Source organism: Bradyrhizobium sp. B025, assembly GCF_042257955.1.
GTDB classification, from domain to species: Bacteria; Pseudomonadota; Alphaproteobacteria; order Rhizobiales; family Xanthobacteraceae; genus Bradyrhizobium; species Bradyrhizobium diazoefficiens.
In genome coordinates this window covers 6,303,711-6,324,769 of record NZ_CP170150.1, presented here as the reverse complement: position 1 = coordinate 6,324,769, position 21,059 = coordinate 6,303,711, and the positions used below count along the sequence as shown (strand labels likewise).

The 21,059-nt window shown below is 62.2% G+C and carries 22 protein-coding genes and 1 pseudogene; 20 read left to right on the top strand and 3 right to left on the bottom strand.

Annotation, left to right across the window (positions count from 1 at the left end; all coding sequences use genetic code 11):
* The first annotated feature begins 3 nt into the window (after positions 1–3).
* From ACE10W_RS29790 to ACE10W_RS29770, 5 genes are all read left to right on the top strand, one after another.
* The gene (locus ACE10W_RS29790; RefSeq protein ID WP_110116998.1) at positions 4–432 is read left to right on the top strand and encodes a phasin family protein; all 429 of its coding nucleotides are present in this window, start codon (positions 4–6) and stop codon (positions 430–432) included.
* 146 nt (positions 433–578) lie between these two features.
* Entirely contained in the window at positions 579–1,415 is an 837-nt protein-coding gene (locus tag ACE10W_RS29785; RefSeq protein WP_375762239.1) for an alpha/beta fold hydrolase, read from the top strand.
* Positions 1,416–1,448: 33 nt separating this feature from the next.
* Positions 1,449–3,416 carry an acetate--CoA ligase gene (gene acs, locus ACE10W_RS29780; RefSeq protein WP_375762238.1) on the top strand — a complete coding sequence of 656 codons (1,968 nt, stop codon included), beginning with the start codon at positions 1,449–1,451 and terminating at the stop codon, positions 3,414–3,416.
* A 15-nt stretch (positions 3,417–3,431) separates the two neighbouring features.
* The gene (gene ppa / locus ACE10W_RS29775) at positions 3,432–3,971 is read left to right on the top strand and encodes an inorganic diphosphatase (RefSeq protein ID WP_110116996.1); all 540 of its coding nucleotides are present in this window, start codon (positions 3,432–3,434) and stop codon (positions 3,969–3,971) included.
* Positions 3,972–3,983: 12 nt separating this feature from the next.
* Complete coding sequence (locus ACE10W_RS29770; protein WP_110116995.1) at positions 3,984–4,583, top strand: adenylate kinase; 600 nt, start codon at positions 3,984–3,986, stop codon at positions 4,581–4,583.
* 54 nt (positions 4,584–4,637) lie between these two features.
* On the opposite strand, the gene ACE10W_RS29765 is transcribed toward ACE10W_RS29770, so the two are convergent.
* Both ACE10W_RS29765 and ACE10W_RS29760 read right to left on the bottom strand, forming a co-directional pair.
* On the bottom strand, positions 4,638–5,288 hold the full coding sequence (locus ACE10W_RS29765) for an IclR family transcriptional regulator C-terminal domain-containing protein (RefSeq protein WP_375762779.1): 651 nt from the start codon (positions 5,286–5,288) through the stop codon (positions 4,638–4,640).
* 51 nt (positions 5,289–5,339) lie between these two features.
* Positions 5,340–5,471, bottom strand: a pseudogene (locus ACE10W_RS29760) (helix-turn-helix domain-containing protein); the annotation flags it as partial.
* Positions 5,472–5,796: 325 nt separating this feature from the next.
* Between ACE10W_RS29760 and ACE10W_RS29755 the strand changes: the two are divergent.
* The 3 genes from ACE10W_RS29755 to ACE10W_RS29745 all read left to right on the top strand — a co-directional run bounded on the left by ACE10W_RS29755 (position 5,797) and on the right by ACE10W_RS29745 (position 10,252).
* Entirely contained in the window at positions 5,797–6,549 is a 753-nt protein-coding gene (locus ACE10W_RS29755) for an enoyl-CoA hydratase/isomerase family protein (RefSeq protein ID WP_375762237.1), read from the top strand.
* A 4-nt stretch (positions 6,550–6,553) separates the two neighbouring features.
* Positions 6,554–8,650, top strand: a complete 2,097-nt coding sequence (locus ACE10W_RS29750; protein WP_110116992.1) for an acetate--CoA ligase family protein — start codon at positions 6,554–6,556, stop codon at positions 8,648–8,650.
* A gap of 105 nt (positions 8,651–8,755) precedes the next feature.
* Positions 8,756–10,252, top strand: coding sequence for an SLC13 family permease (locus ACE10W_RS29745; protein ID WP_375762236.1), 1,497 nt, complete (start codon positions 8,756–8,758; stop codon positions 10,250–10,252).
* A gap of 191 nt (positions 10,253–10,443) precedes the next feature.
* Here ACE10W_RS29745 and ACE10W_RS29740 read toward each other — a convergent pair whose 3' ends face one another.
* Complete coding sequence (locus ACE10W_RS29740; protein ID WP_110116990.1) at positions 10,444–11,424, bottom strand: LysR family transcriptional regulator; 981 nt, start codon at positions 11,422–11,424, stop codon at positions 10,444–10,446.
* Between the two features lie 101 nt (positions 11,425–11,525).
* On the opposite strand from ACE10W_RS29740, the gene ACE10W_RS29735 reads away from it, so the two are divergent.
* From ACE10W_RS29735 to ACE10W_RS29680, 12 genes are all read left to right on the top strand, one after another.
* Positions 11,526–12,470: a ketopantoate reductase family protein gene (locus tag ACE10W_RS29735; RefSeq protein ID WP_110116989.1), complete on the top strand. Its 945-nt coding sequence runs from the start codon at positions 11,526–11,528 to the stop codon at positions 12,468–12,470.
* A gap of 4 nt (positions 12,471–12,474) precedes the next feature.
* Entirely contained in the window at positions 12,475–12,861 is a 387-nt protein-coding gene (locus ACE10W_RS29730) for a VOC family protein (protein WP_110116988.1), read from the top strand.
* Between the two features lie 19 nt (positions 12,862–12,880).
* Positions 12,881–13,351 (top strand): MaoC/PaaZ C-terminal domain-containing protein, encoded by a 471-nt coding sequence (locus ACE10W_RS29725; protein ID WP_110116987.1) that lies wholly within the window; start codon positions 12,881–12,883, stop codon positions 13,349–13,351.
* A complete protein-coding gene (locus ACE10W_RS29720) occupies positions 13,348–14,589 on the top strand; it encodes a CaiB/BaiF CoA transferase family protein (protein WP_375762235.1) in 1,242 nt (413 codons plus the stop codon). The genes ACE10W_RS29725 and ACE10W_RS29720 overlap by 4 nt, the downstream gene beginning before the upstream one ends.
* A gap of 3 nt (positions 14,590–14,592) precedes the next feature.
* On the top strand, positions 14,593–15,420 hold the full coding sequence (gene aroE, locus ACE10W_RS29715; protein WP_110116986.1) for a shikimate dehydrogenase: 828 nt from the start codon (positions 14,593–14,595) through the stop codon (positions 15,418–15,420).
* A 15-nt stretch (positions 15,421–15,435) separates the two neighbouring features.
* Complete coding sequence (locus ACE10W_RS29710) at positions 15,436–16,290, top strand: shikimate dehydrogenase (protein WP_171463812.1); 855 nt, start codon at positions 15,436–15,438, stop codon at positions 16,288–16,290.
* Positions 16,291–16,341: 51 nt separating this feature from the next.
* Positions 16,342–17,010, top strand: a complete 669-nt coding sequence (locus tag ACE10W_RS29705; protein WP_375762234.1) for an amino acid ABC transporter permease — start codon at positions 16,342–16,344, stop codon at positions 17,008–17,010.
* An 11-nt stretch (positions 17,011–17,021) separates the two neighbouring features.
* Positions 17,022–17,678, top strand: coding sequence for an amino acid ABC transporter permease (locus ACE10W_RS29700; RefSeq protein ID WP_110116984.1), 657 nt, complete (start codon positions 17,022–17,024; stop codon positions 17,676–17,678).
* Between the two features lie 51 nt (positions 17,679–17,729).
* Positions 17,730–18,557 carry a transporter substrate-binding domain-containing protein gene (locus tag ACE10W_RS29695; protein ID WP_110116983.1) on the top strand — a complete coding sequence of 276 codons (828 nt, stop codon included), beginning with the start codon at positions 17,730–17,732 and terminating at the stop codon, positions 18,555–18,557.
* Between the two features lie 61 nt (positions 18,558–18,618).
* A complete protein-coding gene (locus ACE10W_RS29690) occupies positions 18,619–19,365 on the top strand; it encodes an amino acid ABC transporter ATP-binding protein (RefSeq protein ID WP_375762233.1) in 747 nt (248 codons plus the stop codon).
* Between the two features lie 12 nt (positions 19,366–19,377).
* Positions 19,378–19,827, top strand: coding sequence for a type II 3-dehydroquinate dehydratase (gene aroQ / locus ACE10W_RS29685; protein ID WP_375762232.1), 450 nt, complete (start codon positions 19,378–19,380; stop codon positions 19,825–19,827).
* A 6-nt stretch (positions 19,828–19,833) separates the two neighbouring features.
* Positions 19,834–20,868 (top strand): Gfo/Idh/MocA family protein, encoded by a 1,035-nt coding sequence (locus tag ACE10W_RS29680; RefSeq protein ID WP_375762231.1) that lies wholly within the window; start codon positions 19,834–19,836, stop codon positions 20,866–20,868.
* Positions 20,869–21,059 lie beyond the last annotated feature (191 nt).

The following is a 21,059-nucleotide window of genomic DNA, read 5'->3' as shown; positions in this document are numbered from 1 at the left end:
ATCATGACCCAGGACATTGAAGCCGCGACGAAAGCCATGAAGGAGCAGTTTGCAAAGCTCACGGAAAACCTCAAGGTACCAGGCGTGAACATCGACGCATTGATCGAAAGCCAGCGCAAGAACATCGAGGCGATGTCGAAGGCCGCCCAGTTGACCGCAGAGGGAGCGGCCGCGATCTCTCACCGTCAGCTGGAAATTCTGCGCGTCACCAGCGAGCAGGTGCGCACCGCAATTCGCGACATGAAGCTGTCGAACGAGCAGCAGAGTGAGTTCGCGCGGAAGGCGTTCGAAACTGCGATCGCGAATGCACGCGAGCTTGCCGAAATGACGGTCAAGTCGAACACCGAGGTTTTCAACGTGGTGAAGCAGCGGATGACCGAGGATTTCGAAAAGATGAGAACGGCGTTCCTCCCGGGCGAAGGCAAGAAGTAGGCGGTGTGGGCACGGTCCGTGCCGTCTGGAGGGCACGGACCTGCTGATCAGGTTGCAGGAGCAACATGTTTGAAGCGGCTAGCAGGCTAATACGGGACATGGCGGGTGGATCGCCGAAATCCGGGCGACCGGACCGGGAGGGGGTGGTGCTCGGGCTCTCGCCCTCCGGCTTTCACCAATTGGCCTATACCGATTGGGGGCCTCTCGAGGACGAGAGGCCGGTCGTTTGCGTGCATGGACTGACGCGGCAGGGGCGGGATTTCGATCATCTGGCGGAGCAGTTGGTGGCTGCCGGACGACGGGTGATTTGCCCGGATCTGCCGGGCCGTGGACGCAGCGGCTGGATAGGCGATCCCGATCACTACGCGCTTCCCCAATATTGCGCCGACATGAACGCGCTGATCGCACGCCTTGGCGTTTCCGAGGTGGACTGGGTCGGAACTTCGCTCGGCGGGTTGATCGGCATGATCATGGCCGGCTTCTCGGGCAGTATCGTCCGCAAGCTCGTCATCAACGATATCGGCCCCTTCGTGTCGTCGACTGGGCTGCAGCGGATCGGCCAGTACATCGACAAGATGCCGCCGCCATTTGCGACGATTGAAGATGCTGAGGCCTACTTTCGAACCGTGCTGGCACCTTATGGCGAGCTGCTTGACGAGCATTGGCGCCATCTCACCGCGCACAGCGTTCGTTGGGACGACGTCCGACAAGGATACGTGCTGTTATGCGATCCCAAGATTGCGAAGGGCTTTCGGTTGCCATGGTTTCAGCCGCTCAATCTCTGGGCCTATTGGGAGGCGATCAAGGTGCCGGTGCTAGTGCTGCGCGGCGCTCATTCTGACTTGCTCTCATTCGACCTCGCGGCCGAGATGCGAAAGCGCAACCGATTAGCCAATGTTTTTCAGTTCGATGATTGCGGCCACGTGCCGCCGCTGATGGTCCGCGAGCAAATTGATGTGGTCACTCAGTTTTTGCAGGCGTGATCGAACGCAGGCGACTGCGTAGGGGAGGATACGATGGATAACCTGGTCGGAGATACGTCCGAGAAGATCTACGACGTCCCTGCGGAATGGGCCAAGCGCGCCTGGGTCGACCAGGCCAAGTACAAGGACATGTACGCCCGCTCGATCGCGGACCCGAACGCCTTCTGGGCCGAGCAGGCCAAGCGTATCGACTGGATGCACGCGCCGACCAGAATCGAAAACGTCTCCTTCGCCCCCGGCAACATCTCGATCAAATGGTTCGAGGACGGCATTCTCAACGTCGCCTATAATTGTATCGATCGCCATCTCGCCAAGCGCGGCAACCAGACCGCGATCATCTGGGAAGGCGACGATCCCTCGCAGTCGAAGCGCATTACCTACAAGGAGCTGCACGACGAGGTCTGCCGGATTGCCAACATCCTGCGCACCCGCAACGTCAAGAAGGGCGATCGCGTCACCATCTATCTGCCGATGATTCCGGAAGCCGCCTATGCGATGCTGGCCTGCGCGCGGATTGGCGCGATCCACTCGGTGGTGTTCGCCGGCTTCTCGCCGGATTCACTCGCGCAGCGCATCAATGACTGCCAGTCCAAGGTTATCATCACCGCGGATGAAGGCCTGCGCGGCGGCAGGAAGGTGCCGCTGAAGGCCAATGTCGACGCAGCGCTCGCCAAGGCCGACGGCGTCGACTGGGTCGTCGTGGTCAAGCGCACCGGCGGCAAGGTCGACATGAACCCGACGCGCGACCTCTGGTATCACGAGGCGGCGGCGATGGTGACGACCGAATGCCCGGTCGAGCACATGCACGCCGAGGACCCGCTGTTCATCCTCTACACGTCGGGCTCGACCGGCCAGCCCAAGGGCGTGCTGCACACCTCGGGCGGCTATCTCGTGTTCGCCTCGATGACGCATCAATACGTCTTCGACTATCACGACGGCGACATCTACTGGTGCACCGCCGACGTCGGCTGGGTCACGGGCCACAGCTACATTCTCTACGGGCCGCTCGCCAACGGCGCGACCACGCTGATGTTCGAGGGCGTGCCGAATTACCCGGATAATTCGCGATTCTGGAGCGTTATCGACAAGCACAAGGTCAATACCTTCTACACCGCGCCGACTGCGATCCGCGCGCTGATGCAGGGTGGCGACGAGCCGGTGAAGAAGACCTCGCGCGCGAGCCTGCGCCTGCTCGGCTCGGTCGGTGAGCCCATCAATCCGGAAGCCTGGGAGTGGTATCACCGCGTCGTCGGCGAGGACCGCTGCCCGATCGTCGATACCTGGTGGCAGACCGAGACCGGCGGCATCCTGATCACGCCGCTGCCGGGCGCCACTAAGCTCAAGCCGGGCTCGGCGACGCAGCCCTTCTTCGGCGTGGTGCCGGAGATCGTCGATGCCGACGGCAAGGTTCTGGAAGGCGAGACCACCGGCAATCTCTGTCTCACCCGGGCCTGGCCGGGCATGATGCGCACGGTCTATGGCGATCACGCGCGGTTCGAGCAGACCTATTTCTCGACCTACAAGGGCAAGTATTTTACGGGCGACGGCTGCCGGCGCGACGCCGACGGCTATTACTGGATCACCGGCCGCGTCGACGACGTCATCAACGTCTCCGGCCATCGCATGGGCACCGCAGAAGTCGAGAGCGCGCTGGTCGCGCATGAGAAGGTGTCGGAAGCGGCCGTGGTCGGTTACCCGCACGACATCAAGGGCCAGGGCATCTACGCCTATGTCACCCTGATGGCCGGCGTCCAGCCGACCGAGGATCTGCGCAAGGAGCTCGTCACCTGGGTCCGCAAGGAGATCGGCCCGATCGCCGCGCCCGACCAGATCCAGTTCTCGCCCGGCCTGCCCAAGACTCGCTCCGGCAAGATCATGCGCCGCATCCTGCGCAAGATCGCCGAGGACGAACCGGGCGCCCTGGGCGACACCTCGACACTGGCCGATCCCGCCGTGGTCGATGATCTCGTCAAGAACCGGCAGAACCGACGAACAGTGTAAACGCGAGGGTGGACGATGAATATCGATGCGATCGCGATTGGCTATGCGCCACCGGAGGACGTCAACGTCGTCGTGGAGGTGCCCCTTGGGGGAGAGCCGATCAAATACGAACTGGACAAGAACTCGGGCGCGCTCGTCGTCGATCGTTTTCTCTATACCCCGACCCGTTACCCCGGCAACTATGGCTTCGTGCCGCGTACGCGTTCAGAGGACGGCGACCCCATCGATGTGCTCGTTGCCAATACGCGACCAATCGTTCCCGGAGCCGTCATCAATGTGCGGCCAGTTGGTGTATTGAGGATGGAAGACGATGGCGGCGGCGATGAGAAGATTATCGCTGTTCCCTCATCCCGTCTCACCCAGCGTTACCAACATGTGCACACCTATACGGACCTGCCCGAGATCACCTGGAAGCAGATCGAGCACTTCTTCCTTCACTACAAGGATCTCGAACCCGGCAAGTGGGTGCGGCTTTCGGGGTGGGGAGATGCGGACGAAGCGCGCAAACTGATCGAGGCGGCGATATCGCGCGCCGCCATCCAAAAATCGTGCTGAGGGAGGATTAGAATGAGGCTTGTAATGCTGGGGCCACCTGGCGCCGGGAAGGGAACGCAGGCGTTCAAGCTTTCGCAGATCCTCGCGATTCCGCAGCTTTCGACCGGCGATATGCTGCGCACGGCAGTGTCTGCGGGAACAGCGATCGGACGACAGGCTAAGGAGATCATGGAGCGCGGCGGACTTGTACCGGATCCACTGGTGATCGGGCTCATCGGCGAACGCATTGCACAGCCGGATGCGGAGAGAGGCTTCATCCTTGACGGCTTTCCGCGCACTGTAGCCCAGGCGGAGAGCCTCGACGAGGTCCTCGATAACCACAAGCTGAACTGCGTGCTGGAGTTCAAGGTCGACGAGCGTCGACTGCTGAACCGAATACTCGGGCGCGCAAAGCAGGCAGTTGCCAATGGAGATACGGTTCGAGCCGACGACAATGCAGAGGCACTCAGCGCGCGACTGCTGGCATATGCTAACCAGACCAAGCCGCTGACTGATTACTATCGAGCGAGGGGGCTGCTGAGAACGGTCGATGCCTCGTTGCCTATCGACCGCGTCACTGCAGAGCTTGTGGAGGCAATTCGCGAAGAAAACATCGAAGTTGGCCGACATTGATGGCTGGAGCATCTTTTCGATCGCAAGGGAATGCCCGGATCCCGCGGCCGAAACTCAGATATGCCTTCGCAACGTCCGTGGCGGGGACGAATGTGCTTCAATCATAGAGTCCCCCGGGTCAGAGAGGACTTCCTTGCATCGCGCGGCAAAAGCCATGAGGTATCCACCGATTTCTTTGCCGAGCGCGGGAGTTGGTTCAACGTCTTGCAGGCTCATGTTGAGCGCGTAGACCGGCCCGTCGTTTAGCGCGATCGGCGTAGCGACTGCGAGCACGCCGGGCTGCCAGGAGACCGCACAATAGCCGTCGCGCCTGACGGAGCGGATTGATGTCTTCACCTCCGCGATCAGCGCTTTGGTCGCGGCGGCACTGCGGCGCCTGAATCGCGCGATCAGCCTGTTGCGGTCGAGCTCTGGAATGCCTGCGAGATAGGCGCGTCCGAGCGAGGTCAATTCCATCGGTACCTGTTGGCCGGCCACGATGCTGCGAAGCATCGGCCGCGGATTGTAACGAATGGATTCCAAGTAGACCATCATCGCAAGATCCGCCGTCGCGAGACCGACGTTCAGCCGCCGCCGCGTCGATTCCGCGCGCATCAGCGGACCGAGCGCCTTGAGCACCGGCGACCCCATGCGGACGGCGTGGGCAAGACTGAGAACCGCCGCCGCCAGCCGATAGCTTCGCTCGGTGCGCACGTCTTCGAGCATGCCAGACTCGACCAGCGTCCTGGTCAGGCGACTAACCGTGGCGCGGGGCAGGCCAGTGCGCTCGGCGATCTCGCCATTGCCGAGGGTATCGACCCCGGGCCGGAACGCGCGCAGGATCTCGATGCCGCGCTCCAGCGAGCGGTTTCCATTGGCGCCACCGGAATATTGCCGGACCGAAGCCATCCCGTCTCTCCTTGCGCAATTCCACTAAGTGGAAATGAGGGATACCTGCTTTTATGACGGTTCGGTATAGAGGCAAGCCATAAGATAAAACGCAGAGCAATCGGGAGCACGAAACGCCATGACCGGAATCCCTGTTGGGTAGCTTGCGGCTTGGTCCGCTGCGTCGATTGGGACGCGAGGGCCGCGGCTTGAAATCGATACATCGCTGTTCGCTCGGCGCAGGCGCGCCGGGATATCGCGCCGGCATCGGCCGGCGCGGCCGGAATGACGCGTCATCCGCAATCAGGATAGGCGCTTCGTGCCCCCCACAATCGAAGGCTTGCACATGACCTATCAGTTGATCGAATTCTCCGTCGACGTCGGCGTTGCCACCATCGCCCTGAACCGGCCGGAACGCTGCAACGCCATGACGGTCGCGGGCGACAAGGCGATCCGGGCGCTGGTCCTGACCGGGCGCGGCAGCGCGTTTTGCGCGGGCGGCGATATCGGCGGCATGAAGCGTCGCCTGGAAGCGCCACAAGGCGAGGTCGCGTTCAATGGCTGGAGCCGCCAGCAGGGCGTGCATCGCGTGCAATCGTTACTGCTCAACCTGCCCAAGCCGACGATTGCGGCGGTGAACGGCGCCGCCGCCGGGCTCGGGGCCGACACCGCGCTCGCTTGCGATTTCCTGATGGGTTCGGAACGCTCAAAATTCACTTGGTCGTACGTCAAGCGCGGATTGATCCCTGACGGTGGTGGCTCCTATTTTCTGCCGCGACGCGTCGGGCTCGCCAGGGCGAAGGAGCTGATCTTCACCGGACGGATGGTCGAGGCCGACGAGGCGCTCGCGCTTGGCATCCTCGATCGCAAGGTCGATTCCGGCGAGCTGTTGTCGGCCGCTCAGGCCTGGGCCGGCGAGCTCGCGCAGGGCTCGCCGACCGCGCTCGCGCTGAGCAAGAAGATTATCAGCCAGACGTTCGAGCGCTCAGCCCACGAGATCTTCGACCTCGGCAGCCAGGCGCAGGCCATCTGCTACACCAGCGCCGAGCACCGCGACGCGGTGATGGCATTCCTCGCAAAATCCTCCTCGAAGGAGTGACATCATGACTGCCATCGCACGTCTCGTTCGGCCGCGGAGCGTCGCCGTCATCGGCGCCTCCGCCGACCCAGCCAAGACCTCGGGACGCCCGGTGTCGTTCCTGCAAAAGCACGGCTTTGCCGGCGCGGTCTACCCCGTCAACCCGAAGGTCGAACGTATCGGTGAGCTGACCTGCTATCCCGATGTCGCCGCGCTGCCAGCGGTGCCCGACGTCGGCATCGTCCTGCTCGGTGCGGAGCGCGCGCATCTTGCCGTGCGCGAGCTCGCCGCAAGAGGCGTCGCCGCGGCGGTCGTCCTTGCCGCCGGTTACACCGAAACCGGCGCCGAAGGTGCCTTGCGCCAGAAGGAGCTACTGGAAGCCGCCGGCGCCATGCGCATTCTCGGCCCCAACACCATCGGCCTCGTCAACCTCACCGATAACATCGTGCTATCGGCTTCGGGCGCGCTCGCGATGGATCACTTCCCGGCCGGCCCAATCGGGCTCGTATCGCAGAGCGGCGGCATCCTCGGCGCGCTGCTCTCCCGCGCGGCGGCGCGCGGTATCGGGCTGTCGAAGCTCGTGTCCACCAGCAACGAAGCCGACCTCGAGCTTTCGGACTTCATCGAATTTCTTGCAGCGGACGAAGCCACCAAGGTGATCGCGTTATACGTTGAGGCGATCCGGCATCCGGCCCGTTTCCGCGAGGCGGTGCGAAAGGCGCGCGAAGCCGGCAAGCCAGTGGTGGCTTTCAAGATCGGCCGTTCGGAGGCCGGAGCCAAGGCAGCGGTGTCGCACACCGGTGCGCTGGCCGGTTCGGATCGCATGTACGATGCGCTGTTCAGGCAACTTGGTGTGATCCGGGCGAAGACATTCGAGGACCTGCTCGACATTCCGGCCGCTCTCGCTGCGGGGCGGAAGCTTTGCGGAAAGCGCGTGGCGATCCTCACTTCCACGGGTGGCGCTGGAACAATCGTTTCCGACAGTCTCGGCGTCGCCGGTTTCGAGACGCCGGCGCCAGATGCCGAGACCGCAGCTCGCCTTGCGTCGCTGCAATCCGGCTCCCATGCCAATCTCGACCGCAATCCGGTCGACTTGACGCTGGCCGGCCTGCATCCGGACATCCTGCGGGGAGCGATTCGCACGCTGCTCGCAAGCGCGTCCTACGATGCCCTCGTCATCATCGCGGGATCCTCGGCCGTCGGGTCTCCGGCGCTGCTTGCCGATGCCGTCCATGACTGCCTGCCGTTGTCCGACAAACCAGTCATCGCCTATGTCAGTCCTCACGCGCCAAATGTCGGCGCCGTCCTTACCGAGCGAGGCGTACCGGCCTATGCGTCGGCCGAAAGCTGCGCGTCTGCATTCTCTGCGTTGCTCCTGGCAGCCGAACCCCCACAACGTGATTTTGCCGCGCCGACGGAACGGCGGGTCGACATCAGCGACTTTTCCCCGGGCTCGCTCGACGAGGCTGAGGCCAAAGCGCTCTTCGCTCGGTTTGGCATTCCCGCGGTGAACGAGCGGATCGTCAAGACGCCGGTGGAGGCGGAAGCGGCCGCGCACGAGCTTGGCGGAAAAGTGGTGCTGAAGATCCTGTCCGGCGAGATCACGCACAAGAGCGACGTCGGCGGCGTGGCCATTAATCTGACGCCCGATGCGACAGGCGCCCGCCTGACCGTCATGGCGGCGGACGTGGAAGCGGCGACTGGCCAGCGGCCGCGACGCTTCCTGGTGCAGGAGATGGTCGCGGGTGGCACCGAGCTGATCTTGGGCATGCACCGCGATCCGCTTGGCACGGCGATCCTGCTCGGCATGGGCGGCGTCACCGCGGAGCTCTTCAAGGATACGACAATGCGCCTTTTGCCGCCGCAGGGTGGCCTCAGCCGCGATGACGCGCTCTCAATGCTGCATGACCTCATCACCTGGCCGTTGCTGGATGGATTTCGGGGGCGACCGAGGGCGGACGTCGAGGCGCTGGCGTCAACGATCGTGGCCTTTTCGCTGATGGCAGCACAGCTCGGTGAGCGCCTGGTCGAGGCCGAGATCAACCCCGTCTTCGTCTTGCCGGCAGGCCAGGGCGTGCGGGCCGCGGATGGCGTCGTCGTTTTGGGTACGGGTGGCGGTTAAGCCCGTCTCTGGTGTCAGTTGGTGAGCGGCTCCGAGGAAGGTCGGGCTGTAGCGAAAAAGCATCGGCATTCGCCGATGACCAAAAACCAAAAATGGAGGATACGCATGTCGACGTTGGTTCGTGCTGCGTCCGAATCAACCGGAGTGAGCACGAGAAAACTCCTGACCGTGTTGATCGGTCTGGCAATCATGATCGCGATCATCATGGCACCATCGCCGGCCGGCCTGTCGCCGGTGGGGCAGCGCGTCATCGCAGTGATGTTCTTTGTGGTGCTGATGTGGATCACAGAAGCAATCCCCTACGGGGTGAGCGCAGTCGCACTTGTCTTCCTCTTGATTCTCGCCCTCGGCTTTTCACCCGCGGGGACCGACCCGAGCACAATCCTTGGAACCGCGAAGGCCATTCCGCTCGCACTCAGCGGTTTCTCGAACAGCGGCTGGCTGTTTGTCGCGGCGGGTCTCGCGATGGCTGCGGCGATCACGAGCACGGGTCTCGAGAAGCGGGTGGCCTATCTGATCCTCAAGCTGGTCGGCGCCAACACCCATGCGATCATGTTCGGCATCATCCTGACCGCCTTTGCGCTCACATTCTTTATTCCCTCGGTCATCGCGCGTGCGGCGACGCTCGTTCCGATCGTGATCGGGTTGACGGAGGCATTCGGTCTTCCGCGCAACAGTCAGATCGGCAAGGCCATGCTTCTGCTGGCAGGCATCCTCCCTTCAGTGACTGGAGTGGGGGTGCTCACGGGCGCTGCGCCTAATCCGGTGATAGTCAATTTCCTGACTGGAGCGGGACAGGCCCAGATCGGCTATGTCGACTGGCTGCTCTATTTGCTTCCCTACACTGTGCTGTTTTCCATCGGCCTCTATTTCCTGGCGACCAGACTGTTCAGGTTTGAATTTGTCGAATTGCCTGGAGGCAACGACTACATCAAGGCCCGACTCGCGGAACTTGGGCAGATGTCCACGACCGAGAGGCGCGCGTCGTTCATCATGGCTCTGACGATCCTCCTCTGGGCGACGGACAAGATCCATCATGTTGAGGCATCCGCCATTTCGGTGCTTTGCGTGCTGCTGCTCGTGTTGCCGGGGGTCGGAGTTATCACCTGCAATGACCTCTACAAGCGAATCGACTGGAATTCGATCCTGCTGTTCGGCGCGGGTATTTCGATGGCGGAGATGCTGACCAAGACCGGTGGTGCGGCCTGGCTGTCCAAGGTGGCGTTCGTCCAATCCGGGATGGGAGGCCTATCGGTCACGGCACTCGCGATCACGATCTTCGTAGTCGTGTTCTTCGTCCGCTTCTGCTTCACCAGCATCACGTCGTGCCTGACGGCGATCACGCCGGCGATCATCGGGTTTCTGGTATCCTTGCAGAATCTGGACCTGCCGATCGTTGGAATCGTGCTGGGCGTCGCCCTGATTGCCCAATGTCTCTCGATCATCCCGGTGACGTCAGCACCGGCCATGATCGCTTACGGCGCCGGCGGTTTCACGACACGGGACATGATGCGGCTTGGCCTGCCGTTGGCGGTGATCATGTACGGCCTCATCGTACTGTTCATGTTCACTTACTGGCCGCTCGTGGGTCTCTGGAAGTAAGGAGCGGACGCGCCCGGGTGGGCTAAGAACGCGCCCTTTTGCGTTTCTGGCAAGCTCGGCCTAGTCGATTGCAAAGGCGGTGGAGGCTGCTTTGTCTCCCTGACCAACCGAGCCTTCGAGGGGCGGACATGACATCGACAGCCTTTTTGCGCAAACCGAAGGTTTAGCCTCCGCCCTCAATAAACGCCCCACTACGGCTGCAAACTGCGTGGCCTTCGTTGCTTTGGCCGACCGGAACGATGTAGACCCCGCACTTCCTGCTGTTGAAAAAGCTCCCCGCACACGTCACGCAACCATTGGCTTGCCGGGTCGTGATGGAAGCGGGCGTGCCAATATTGCTTCACCGTGAAGCCTGCGATCGCCAGCGGGCAGTCGAGCACGCGCAGTCCGTAATAGTGAGCCAACGTTTCGCCAATGTGCCTTGGCAGGGTAGCGATCAGGTCCGTGGTCCCGACGATTGCGGGTAGCCCCAAGAAGCCGGGGAGCTCAAGCGCAACATCAAGGACCATCTGCTGCTCCTTCAGCGCGTCCGCGAGCAACTGATGTCCGGTGCCGGAACGAATGAGGACGTGCGCCTCCCGCCGGAAATCCCTTGCGGTGATGCGGTCGCGGATCCGAGCATGTTTCGCGCTCGCCAAGCAGACCCAATCCTGCGGAAAGAGTGCCTGCTGGAAGTGTCCGGCGTCGAGATCCGAGATGTAGCCGAGCGCCAGATCGGCCTCGCCGGATTGCAGCATCCGCGGGGTGTCCGCGCCGATCTGTGTCGCCTCGATACGTACGCCAGGGGCAACGCGGCGGACGTGACCGAGAATGGATGGAAGTAGCGTGACATGGCTTCCATCTGTCATGCAGATGGTAAAACGGCGTTTTGCGGTTGTCGGATCGAAATCCGTGCGCAGCTCGGCCAGGCGACGCAGCATTTCCAGCGCCTGCCTCGCCGTGCCGATGAGAGCCTCGGCGCGGGGAGTCGGCAGCATCCCCTCCGCCGACCGAATGAAGAGCGGATCGTCAAGTTCTTTTCGCAGGCGCGCCAGCCAGATCGAAATGGTCGGCTGACTCTGGCCTAGCTTCTTGGCCGCCTTGGTGACGCTGCCCGTGGCGAACAAGGCGTCAAACAGCCGGAGCAGGCGCGGCTCCAGCAGAGCCGCCTCGGGGAGGTTTCGCTGCTTCATTGCGATCTTCAATAATGGTTATAAGGATCATAGCATATCCAAATACAGGGCAGCCTGCTAGCACGCTTCCGACGCCAAGATGGGCGAGGGAGAGCGTTCGGATGAGGATCTGCTTTATCGGAGCGGGAGCCTTGGGCTCGACCATCGGCGGCACACTGGCGCGCGGCGGAGCCGAGGTCTGGCTGATTGATCCGTTCCAGGCCCATGTTGACGCAATCAACGCCAACGGTCTCCGGATGCTCGAGGGTGACGCCGAGACCGTCGTGAAGATCTCTGCCCGTCGCTCCGCGGACCAGGTTGGCATCGCGGCTGACCTCGTCATCGTCCTCGTCAAATCCTACCACACGCGGGACGCGATCCGGGCGGCGGCGCCGGTCATCGGACCGCAGACGGTTGTGATGTCGCTGCAAAACGGCCTTGGCCACGAAGACATCCTTTCGGAGGAAGTCGGTCGTGATCGTGTCATGGCAGGCAAGACCTACGTTGGCGGCGTGCTGCTGGGCCCCGGTCATGTTCGCTCCGGGGTCGTCGGCAAGGAAACCATCATCGGCGAACTCGATGGACGTTTGACGGAACGCGCACGACGAATCTCCGAGACGTTCAATCGTGCCGGCATTCTCACGCTGCTCAGCGACAATATCCTGGGCACGATATGGGACAAGTTGTTCATCAACGTCGCGGGAGGAGGAATCACCGCCATTACCGGGCTGACCTATGGCGGCCTCTACTCGTTGCCGATCCTGCAAGATTGCGCGCTGGCCGCAATCTCAGAGGGCATCGCGGTCGCGCAGGCTGCCGGCGTAAAGATCTCGATTGCCGATCCGCGCCGAGCCTGGACGATGGCGTCTGCTGGACTGCCGCCCGAGTTCAAGACGTCGATGTTGCAGAGCTTGCAGTCCGGCAATCTGACTGAGGTTGATTACATTCACGGCTCGGTCGTGCGTTGGGGTGCCAAGCTCAACGTGCCGACCCCCGTCAACGCGACCCTCGTCGCGCTCGTCAAAGGGCTCGAGTACGCCCGCAGCGATTATCCGGGAAAGGCCTAAGACGATGTCGTTGCCCCGCGCTTACGTCGAGCACGTCGCGATCCGTGTGCCGGATGTCGATCATCACGTCGGCTTCTTTCGTGCGGTGCTTGGTCTTGCCATTCGCGACGAGCAACCCGCCGAAGGCGCGCGCCCGCGGCAGGTATGGGTGCTCGGAAGCGTGCAACTCATCGAGGATCCGCATTTTGTCGGGCCGGAGGGGCGTCTCGCCCATCTCGGTATCATGGTCGACGATTACGAAGGCGTGCTCGCCCGCGCCGCCGCCTGGGGCGCCAAGGCGTTGCCCGCCGGCCCGAACTGGCTCGAGCTGCCGGGCGGCCTGAACGTCGAAATCCTGCAAGCCAGCGCAGGCGCCGTGGAAGCCGCCCTGGCCATCAATCCCCGCGCCTAGAGTGAGAGGAAGACGCAACATGAGCGATGAGCGCTACTGGGACGATGCCAGGGTCGGTGACGAATGCGTCACCCCCGCAGTGACGGTCACCGAAGCAATGGTGAATGCCTATGCCGAACTGACGGGTGATTTTACGCCGGTCCACGTCGACGAGGAATACGCCAGGACCACACCATTCGGCACGCGCGTGGCGCACGGGCTGTTTGGTCTGTCGCTGGCTGACGGTTTGAAAACCCGTGCCGACTACCGCTTCCATCCGGGAATGTCGCTGGGTTGGACGTGGGATTTCAAGTTGCCGATCAAGCTCGGCGACACCGTGCACGTGAAGTTCCGCGTTGGTTCAATGCGCGCCACGAAACGGGAAGGGTGGGGCATCGTGGTGCTGCCCTCGGAGCTGATCAATCAGCGCGGCGAAGTGGTGCAGCTGGGGGAGCATCGGCTGATGATTCCGATGCGTCCGAAGACAAGCGTCGCAGGAGAGCAGGCATGACCGCACAAGATCTGCCGCTCCAGGATCTGCCGCTGAACGGCATCCGCGTCATCGACTACAGCCATTTCCTGGCGGGTCCGTTCATGGGCCGCTGCCTCGCCGCGATGGGCGCTGAAGTCATCAAGGTGGAGCGTCCGAAGCAAGGCGATGCGGGCCGCGCCCACGGCTATTTCAAGGACGGACAATCCGGCTACTTCTTGCAGCAGAACATGGGAAAGCAGGGCCTGTGCATCGACCTGCGCGATAAGCGCGGTCTCGACATGATGATGAGGCTGATCGATACGACCGACGTCTTCATCGAGAACTACCGCCCCGGCGCGCTGGAGCGTCTCGGGCTCGGCTACAAGGCGCTGTCGGCCCGGAATCCCAAACTGATCTACTGTTCTGTCTCCGCCTATGGCCACACCGGTCCCTATGCCGACCGTCCGGGCTTCGGCCTGATCGCAGAGGCGATGTCGGGCGCTTTGGCCCAACTGGGCAATCCTGGCGAAGCGCCGCCGCTGCTGCGGATGCCATTGGCCGACATGTACACCGGCATCCACGGCGTGGCTGCCATCAATGCCGCGCTGGTCGGCCGCGCGTCGTCCGGGCGCGGTCAACACATCGATCTGGCGCTGTACGACTGCATGGTCGCGATGCACGACTACGCGGTTCAGCGTTACTTCCTTTCCGGCGGCACTGACCTGCCGAAGCAGACCGGCAGCGGTCAGCCGGACTCGACCGTCTACGGCGTCTTTCCGGCAAAGGACGGCAATCTCGTCATCGCCGCGCAAGTCGATGATGCGTGGCGACGATTGGCGAGCCTGATCGGGGGAGACACGTTGGCATCCGACGAACGCTTCGCCACGCCTGCAGCGCGCAATGCTCACTATGCCGAAGCGATGGAGATCGTGCGCAACTGGACGCAGTCGCAACCATCTCGGGACGCCTGTCTTGCGGCTCTCGACGAAGCAGGTGTGCCGTCCGCTCCCGTGCAGACCATCGAAGAGGTCGTAAAGGATCCGCAGATCCATGCGCGTGGCATGCTGGTCGAGCAGGAGCATCCTGTGCTTGGCAAGGTGACGTTGCCGAACCTGCCCTTCCGCTTCTCCGACTGCGACACCACGGTGCGGACTCCGGCCCCGCTGCTCGGCCAGGACAATCGCCGTATTGCGGCTTCGCTGGGGCTGTCGGCCGAGCTCGTCGAAACGATGGTGCGCGACGGCGTCCTCTACAACGAGGCCGCAGTGCAGGAGTGAACCATGAGCGACCGTTACGCGGTGATCGGCAATCCGATCGGCTTCAGCAAATCACCCCTCATCCACAGCACTTTCGCCAAGATGACGGGACAGGACCTTGTCTATGAGGCGATCGAGGCCCCACTCGATGGCTTCAGCAAACGGGTTGATCAATTCCGGACCGAGGGCGCCAAGGGGCTGAACATCACGGCCCCGTTCAAGCTCGATGCCTTCGCTTACGCAAACGAGCTTTCAGAGAGCGCCGACCGAGCTGGCGCCGCAAACTGCCTGAAGTTCGAGGGCGATCGAATCATTGCCGAGAATTTCGACGGGATAGGCCTCGTGCGGGACATCACGGTCAATCTCAGCGTCAAGATGGCCGGCCGGCGCGTGCTGATGCTTGGCGCAGGAGGAGCGGCTCGTGGCGCTCTGCTGCCGTTTCTCCGCCAGGAGCCGTCCGAGTTGGTTCTCGTCAATCGTACCTTGTCGAAGGCTGTGGCATTGGCCGAAGAGTTTGCCGGTTGTGGTCCCCTGATCGTCAGCGGCTATGCTGAACTGGCCGATCTTGCCGAGGGCTATGACGTCGTGGTCAACGCGACATCGGCCAGCCTGCGCGGTGAGATGCCGCCACTTCCAGGCAATGTCTTCCGCGGTGCCGAGCTGGCGTACGAACTTGCCTACGGCAAGGGACTAACTCCCTTTCTGCAAGCGGCCCGCGCAGAGAGCGTAGTCAAGCTGGCTGACGGCGTCGGCATGCTGGTCGAGCAGGCGGCGGAAGCTTTTGCCTGGTGGCGCGGCGTTCGACCGAGCACCGCTCAGGTCATCGCCGACTTGACCATCCCCTTGAGCTGACGGGCGATGCCGGGCATGCATCCCCAGTCCAGCTTTCTCGTCGGCCTGATTGGTAGCGGCATCGCTGCGTCCCGCACGCCGCCCATGCACGAGGCGGCCGCCGACGCCGCGGGCATCCGCTATCTCTACAAGAAGATCGATCTGACTGAGTTGAAACTTGGTGCCGAAGCACTGCCGGAGTTGCTGACGGCGGCAAAACGGATGGGCTTTGACGGGCTGAACGTGACCCATCCCTGCAAGCAGGCGATTCTTCCGCTCCTGGATGAGCTTTCGCCTGACGCGGAGGCGCTTGGCGCCGTGAACACCGTGGTCATCAGGAACGGTCGAATGACCGGCCACAACACCGACTGGTTCGGCTTCGCCGAGAACTTTAGCCGCAACATGCAGGGTGCACCACTCGGTTGCGTCGTCCAATTTGGCGCGGGCGGTGCAGGCGCGGCGGTTGCTTTCGCGCTCATGAAGCTTGGCGTGCGTGAACTGACCATTATCGACGTCGACGTAGCCAAGGCGCAGAGTGTGGTCGATGGCTTGTCCCCCCGATTTGCAGAAGTGCGCGTGAAGGTCGGCCGGGATGTCGCGGCGGCCGTCGCTGCCGCTGACGGAATCGTCAACGCAACGCCGATCGGCATGGACAAATATCCAGGCACGCCGCTGCCGATGGCCTTGCTGCGTCCCGATCTGTGGGTCGCCGAGATCGTCTATTTCCCGCTGGAAACCGCGCTGCTGCGCGCGGCGCGTGCCTTGGGCTGCCGTACCGTCGATGGCGGCGGCATGGCGATCTTCCAGGGGACCGAGGCATTTCGCCTGTTCACGGGCATCTCACCTGATCCGGACGTCTTCTTCGCCACTTTTGCATCCCTGGGAGGGTGACGTCAGGCCGATGGGCGAGCGGCACGCACAACGCCCGAGAGGAAACGCAAGATGGGCTACACGCTCGATTTCTCGGTGGTTTGGCATGCGATGCCCGCGCTGCTGTGGGGGTGCGTGGGTACGTTGGGTCTGGCGCTTGCCGGCATGACACTTGCGATGGTGATCGGTGTCGCCGGCGTCGCGGCACGCGATGCGAAGGCGGCATGGCTACGTGCTCTCGTGATCAGTTTCGTCGAGATCGCGCGCAATACGCCTTTCCTGGTGCAGATTTTCTTTCTGTTCTTCGCCCTGCCGCTCGCCGGATTGAAGCTCAATCCAACCGCTACCGCCATTATCGCACTCGGTGTCAATGGCGGCGCATACGCCATCGAGATCATCCGCGGCGGGGTGCAGTCCATTCACAAAGGACAGGTGGAAGCCGGCTACGCGCTCGGCCTGCACAAAGGACAGGTATTCCGGTTCATCGTGCTCAAGCCCGCACTTCGCGCGATCTACCCCTCGCTCACGGGTCAGTTCATCATGCTGACGCTGACCTCATCGATCTGTTCGGCGGTATCGGCCTACGAATTGACGTCGGTTGCGCAGCGCATCGAAAGCGACACATTCCGTAGTTTCGAAGTCTATTTCTCCGTCACCTTCCTCTATCTCGCGATCTCCTGGCTGCTGACGCTGGGCTTTGCGGTCATCTCTCACCACTTCTTCTCATATCCGACGCGCTGAGGGGGGCGATCATGACACCGCATTTTGGCCTTCCCGAGTTCGGTTTCCTGCTGCGCGGGCTGCAATGGACCGTGCTGCTGACGCTGGTCGCGTTTGTCGGTGGCTGCTCGGCTGGGCTGGCGGTTGCATTGCTGCGCACCTGTGGCCACAGGAGCGTGGAATGGATCACCCGCATCTACATCGGGATATTCCAGGGCACGCCGCTGCTGCTGCAGCTCTTCGTCGTGTATTACGGATTGGCGCTCACCGGGTTGAAGCTCGACGCCTTCGTGGCGGTGGCGATCGGCTTCACCGTGAATGCCTCCGCCTTCCTTGGCGAGATTTGGCGCGGAGCGATACAGGCCGTGCCGCGTGGCCAGACCGAGGCCGCGATGGCGCTTGGACTGCACTATTCGTCTCGCATGCGCGACATCGTTCTGCCGCAGGCAATCCGCATCTCGCTGCCCGCGACCGTCGGGTATCTCGTGCAGCTCATCAAGGGCACGTCGCTCGCCGCCATCGTCGGCTTCATCGAACTCGCCCGCGCCGGTCAAATCGTATCGAACCAGACCTTCCAGCCGTTGCTCGTCTTCGGCGTGGTCGGCGCGATGTACTTCATCCTCTGCTGGCCACTGTCGTGGTGGGGCAGCCGGATGGAGGCCAGGCTCGCCCTGGCCAGTCAAAGGTAGGAACGGCGCACCTGCTCAATCATAAACAGCCATCACCAGGAGGAGATACTCATGTTGTTTTCACCCAACCGTCACCAGATCGGCATCGCGCTGCTGGCATTGGCGGCTATCGTCATCGCGGGCAGATCGCAGGCCGGTACTCTGGAAGACGTGAAGAAGAAGGGCGTCGTCGTCATCGGCATTCAGGGCGACAATCCTCCCTGGGGCTATGTCGATAGTTCGGGAAAGCAGGATGGCATCGATGCCGACATGGGCCGCGCCTTCGCCGAATATCTCGGCGTGAAGGCCGAGTTCGTTCCGCTGGCGGTGGCCAATCGTATTCCGGCGCTGACCACAGGCCGCGTCGACATTCTTTTCGCAACCATGGCCATGCTGCCCGAGCGCGCAAAAGCGGTGCAGTATTCGAAGCCGTATGTTGCCAACGAGATTACGCTCGTCGCTGCCCAGGCGACCCCGATCAACAGCAATGCCGATATGGGCAAGTACGTTATTGGTGTTCCGAGGTCCTCCACACAGGATACCCAGGTCACCAACAGCGCTCCGGCGGGCACAGAAATCCGCAGGTTTGATGATGACGCGGCCACGATCCAGGCGCTGCTCTCGGGGCAGGTCCAGGCTGTCGGCGCAAACAGCTTCTACCCGCAGCGTCTGAACGCCGCAAAGCCCGAACTTGGGTTCGAGCCCAAGCTCCACTTCACCGCTCTGTACAACGGCGCCTGCACGCGCCTCGGAGACAAGGAGTGGAACGAGACGGCCAACAAATTTATCGAGCAGATCAAGTCTAACGGCAAGTTGGCCAGCTTCTACGCCAAATGGATGAAGGCGCCCGTGCCGATCTTCCCGGAGGCGGTCCCCGGCGTTCCCTTCACAGTTCAGTAGCCATTGCGAGCGGCCGACGCACGATCCGCGTTGGCCGCCGTCCGATAGCGGAGCCGAATCCATGCGGGACAATATCCTGATCGAAATGAAGGGCGTGCAGAAGTGGTACGGCGGGTACCAAGCTCTCCGCGACGTCGATCTCACCGTGCGCAAGGGCGAGAAGATCGTGCTCTGCGGTCCGTCCGGGTCGGGCAAATCGACGCTGATCCGCTGTATCAACCGTCTCGAAGCGATCCAGCAGGGCAGCATCGTGGTGAACGGTCATCGGCTTGACGACAGCATCAAGGCGATCGATGTCGTACGTCAGGACGTCGGCATGGTCTTTCAGAGCTTCAATCTTTTTCCGCATATGACGGTCTTGCAGAACTGCATGCTGGCGCCCATCCGCGCGCGCCGCATCGCCAAGACCGAGGCGGTGACGACCGCGCGAAAATACCTCGAGCGCGTGCGCATCAGTGACCAGGCTGAAAAGTATCCGGCTCAGCTTTCGGGCGGTCAGCAACAGCGCGTCGCGATTGCGCGTGCGCTCTGCATGCAGCCCAAGGTCATGCTGTTTGACGAACCGACCTCGGCACTCGATCCCGAGATGGTCAAGGAGGTGCTCGATACGATGATCGGCCTCGCCAACGACGGCATGACCATGATTTGCGTCACCCACGAGATGGGCTTTGCTCGTCAGGTCGCCGATCGCGTGATCTTCATGGCTGAAGGGCGGATCATCGAAGAAGGCGCGCCCGAGGCTTTCTTCCGCAGTCCACAGCATGCCCGCACCAGGCAGTTCCTTGGCGAGATTCTTGCCCATCACTGAACGGAGTTCTTCATGAGTGGTCTTGTCTACGTCCTCAATGGACCAAATCTCAATTTGCTCGGCAAGCGCCAGCCCCACATCTATGGTCACGAGACGCTTGCGGATGTGGAGCGAGATTGTCGAGCGCTAGGCAAGGAACTTGGCCTGGAGATTCGCTTTCATCAATCCAACAGGGAATATGAGCTGATCGACTGGATCCACGAGGCGCGCGAGACGGCTGCCGGGATCGTGATGAATCCCGCGGCTTTCACCCATACGTCAGTCGCCATCCTGGATGCCTTGAACACGTTCGAGGGAACAGTGATCGAGGTGCACATTTCCAACGTGCACAAGCGCGAGGAATTCCGCCACCACTCGTTTGTGTCCAAACGGGCTGATGGGGTCATCGCAGGGTTCGGCACCCAAGGTTATCTGCTCGGCTTGCGTCGTGTGGCCAAGCTGCTCGATGAGAAGAAGGGGTAGCATCGGATGAGCGCACCCGTCCGCCTGTCGGTGATGGGAGCCGGTCTCATCGGCAAACGACATATCGAACACATTCTCGCGCGGCCGGAGGCGATGCTGTCATCGATCGTCGATCCGGCGCCTGCCGCACGAGAGTTGGCGGTTTCGCTGAAGGTGGACTGGTTTCCGTCCTTTCAGGACATGCTCTCGGAAAATCGGCCGGAGGGGGTGGTTGTCGCCACGCCCAACCAGATGCATGTGGCCAACGGCATGGATTGTATCGCGGCTCGCATCCCAGCGCTCATCGAGAAGCCGCTAGCGGATGACGTCCTCGCTGCACAGACCCTGGTCGAAGCCTCGGAGCGGGCGGACGTGCCGCTGCTCACCGGCCATCATCGCCGGCATAACCCGATGATCCAACGCGCCAAGGCGGAGATCGACAGCGGCCGGCTCGGCCAGATCGTGTCGGTGCATGGCGTGTTCTGGCTGATCAAGCCGGACGACTATTTCGATGTGGCCTGGCGTCGTGGAAAAGGGGCGGGACCTGTTTTCCTGAATCTCATCCACGATGTCGACCTGCTGCGGTACCTCTGTGGGGATATCGTGGCGGTGCAAGCTGCCCAATCCAATCGGCTGCGTGGGAATGCGGTTGAAGAGACCGCGGTGATCATCCTGCACTTCGCTTCCGGCGCGCTGGGGACGGTCAATGTGTCCGACGCCGTCCAGTCGCCCTGGAGTTGGGAATTCACGGCTGGTGAGAACCCGGCCTACAGTCATACGCAGGAGACGTGTTACCAGATCGGCGGCACCAGGGCCTCGCTGGCTATTCCGCAACTCGATCTATGGCATCACCCAAGCAAGGCGAGCTGGTGGGCGCCGATTGAGCGTGAGCGGCTTAGCTATGAGAAAGAAGACCCGCTCGGCCTGCAGATCGCAAATTTCTGCGGGGTTATCCGCGGTACGGCCGAGCCCGGGGTGAGCGGGCGTGAAGGGCTGAAAACCCTCAGAGTGATCGACGCGGTCAAGCGCGCTGCGGAAACCGGAGATTTCATATCGGTTTGATACCGGAAAGCATGGCGTCCACGCCGAGGTATCGGCCTTTGGAAATGTTGGCCGTCCGAAATTCGCAAGCTCGCTTTCATTTGGAAGCAACCGCCAAGCGATTGATATCACTAGCGCGGAATTCTGCGATTTTTTCCAAACGCGGATTGAAGTCATTGAATAATCAAACAGATTTTGATTCCGCCATTCGG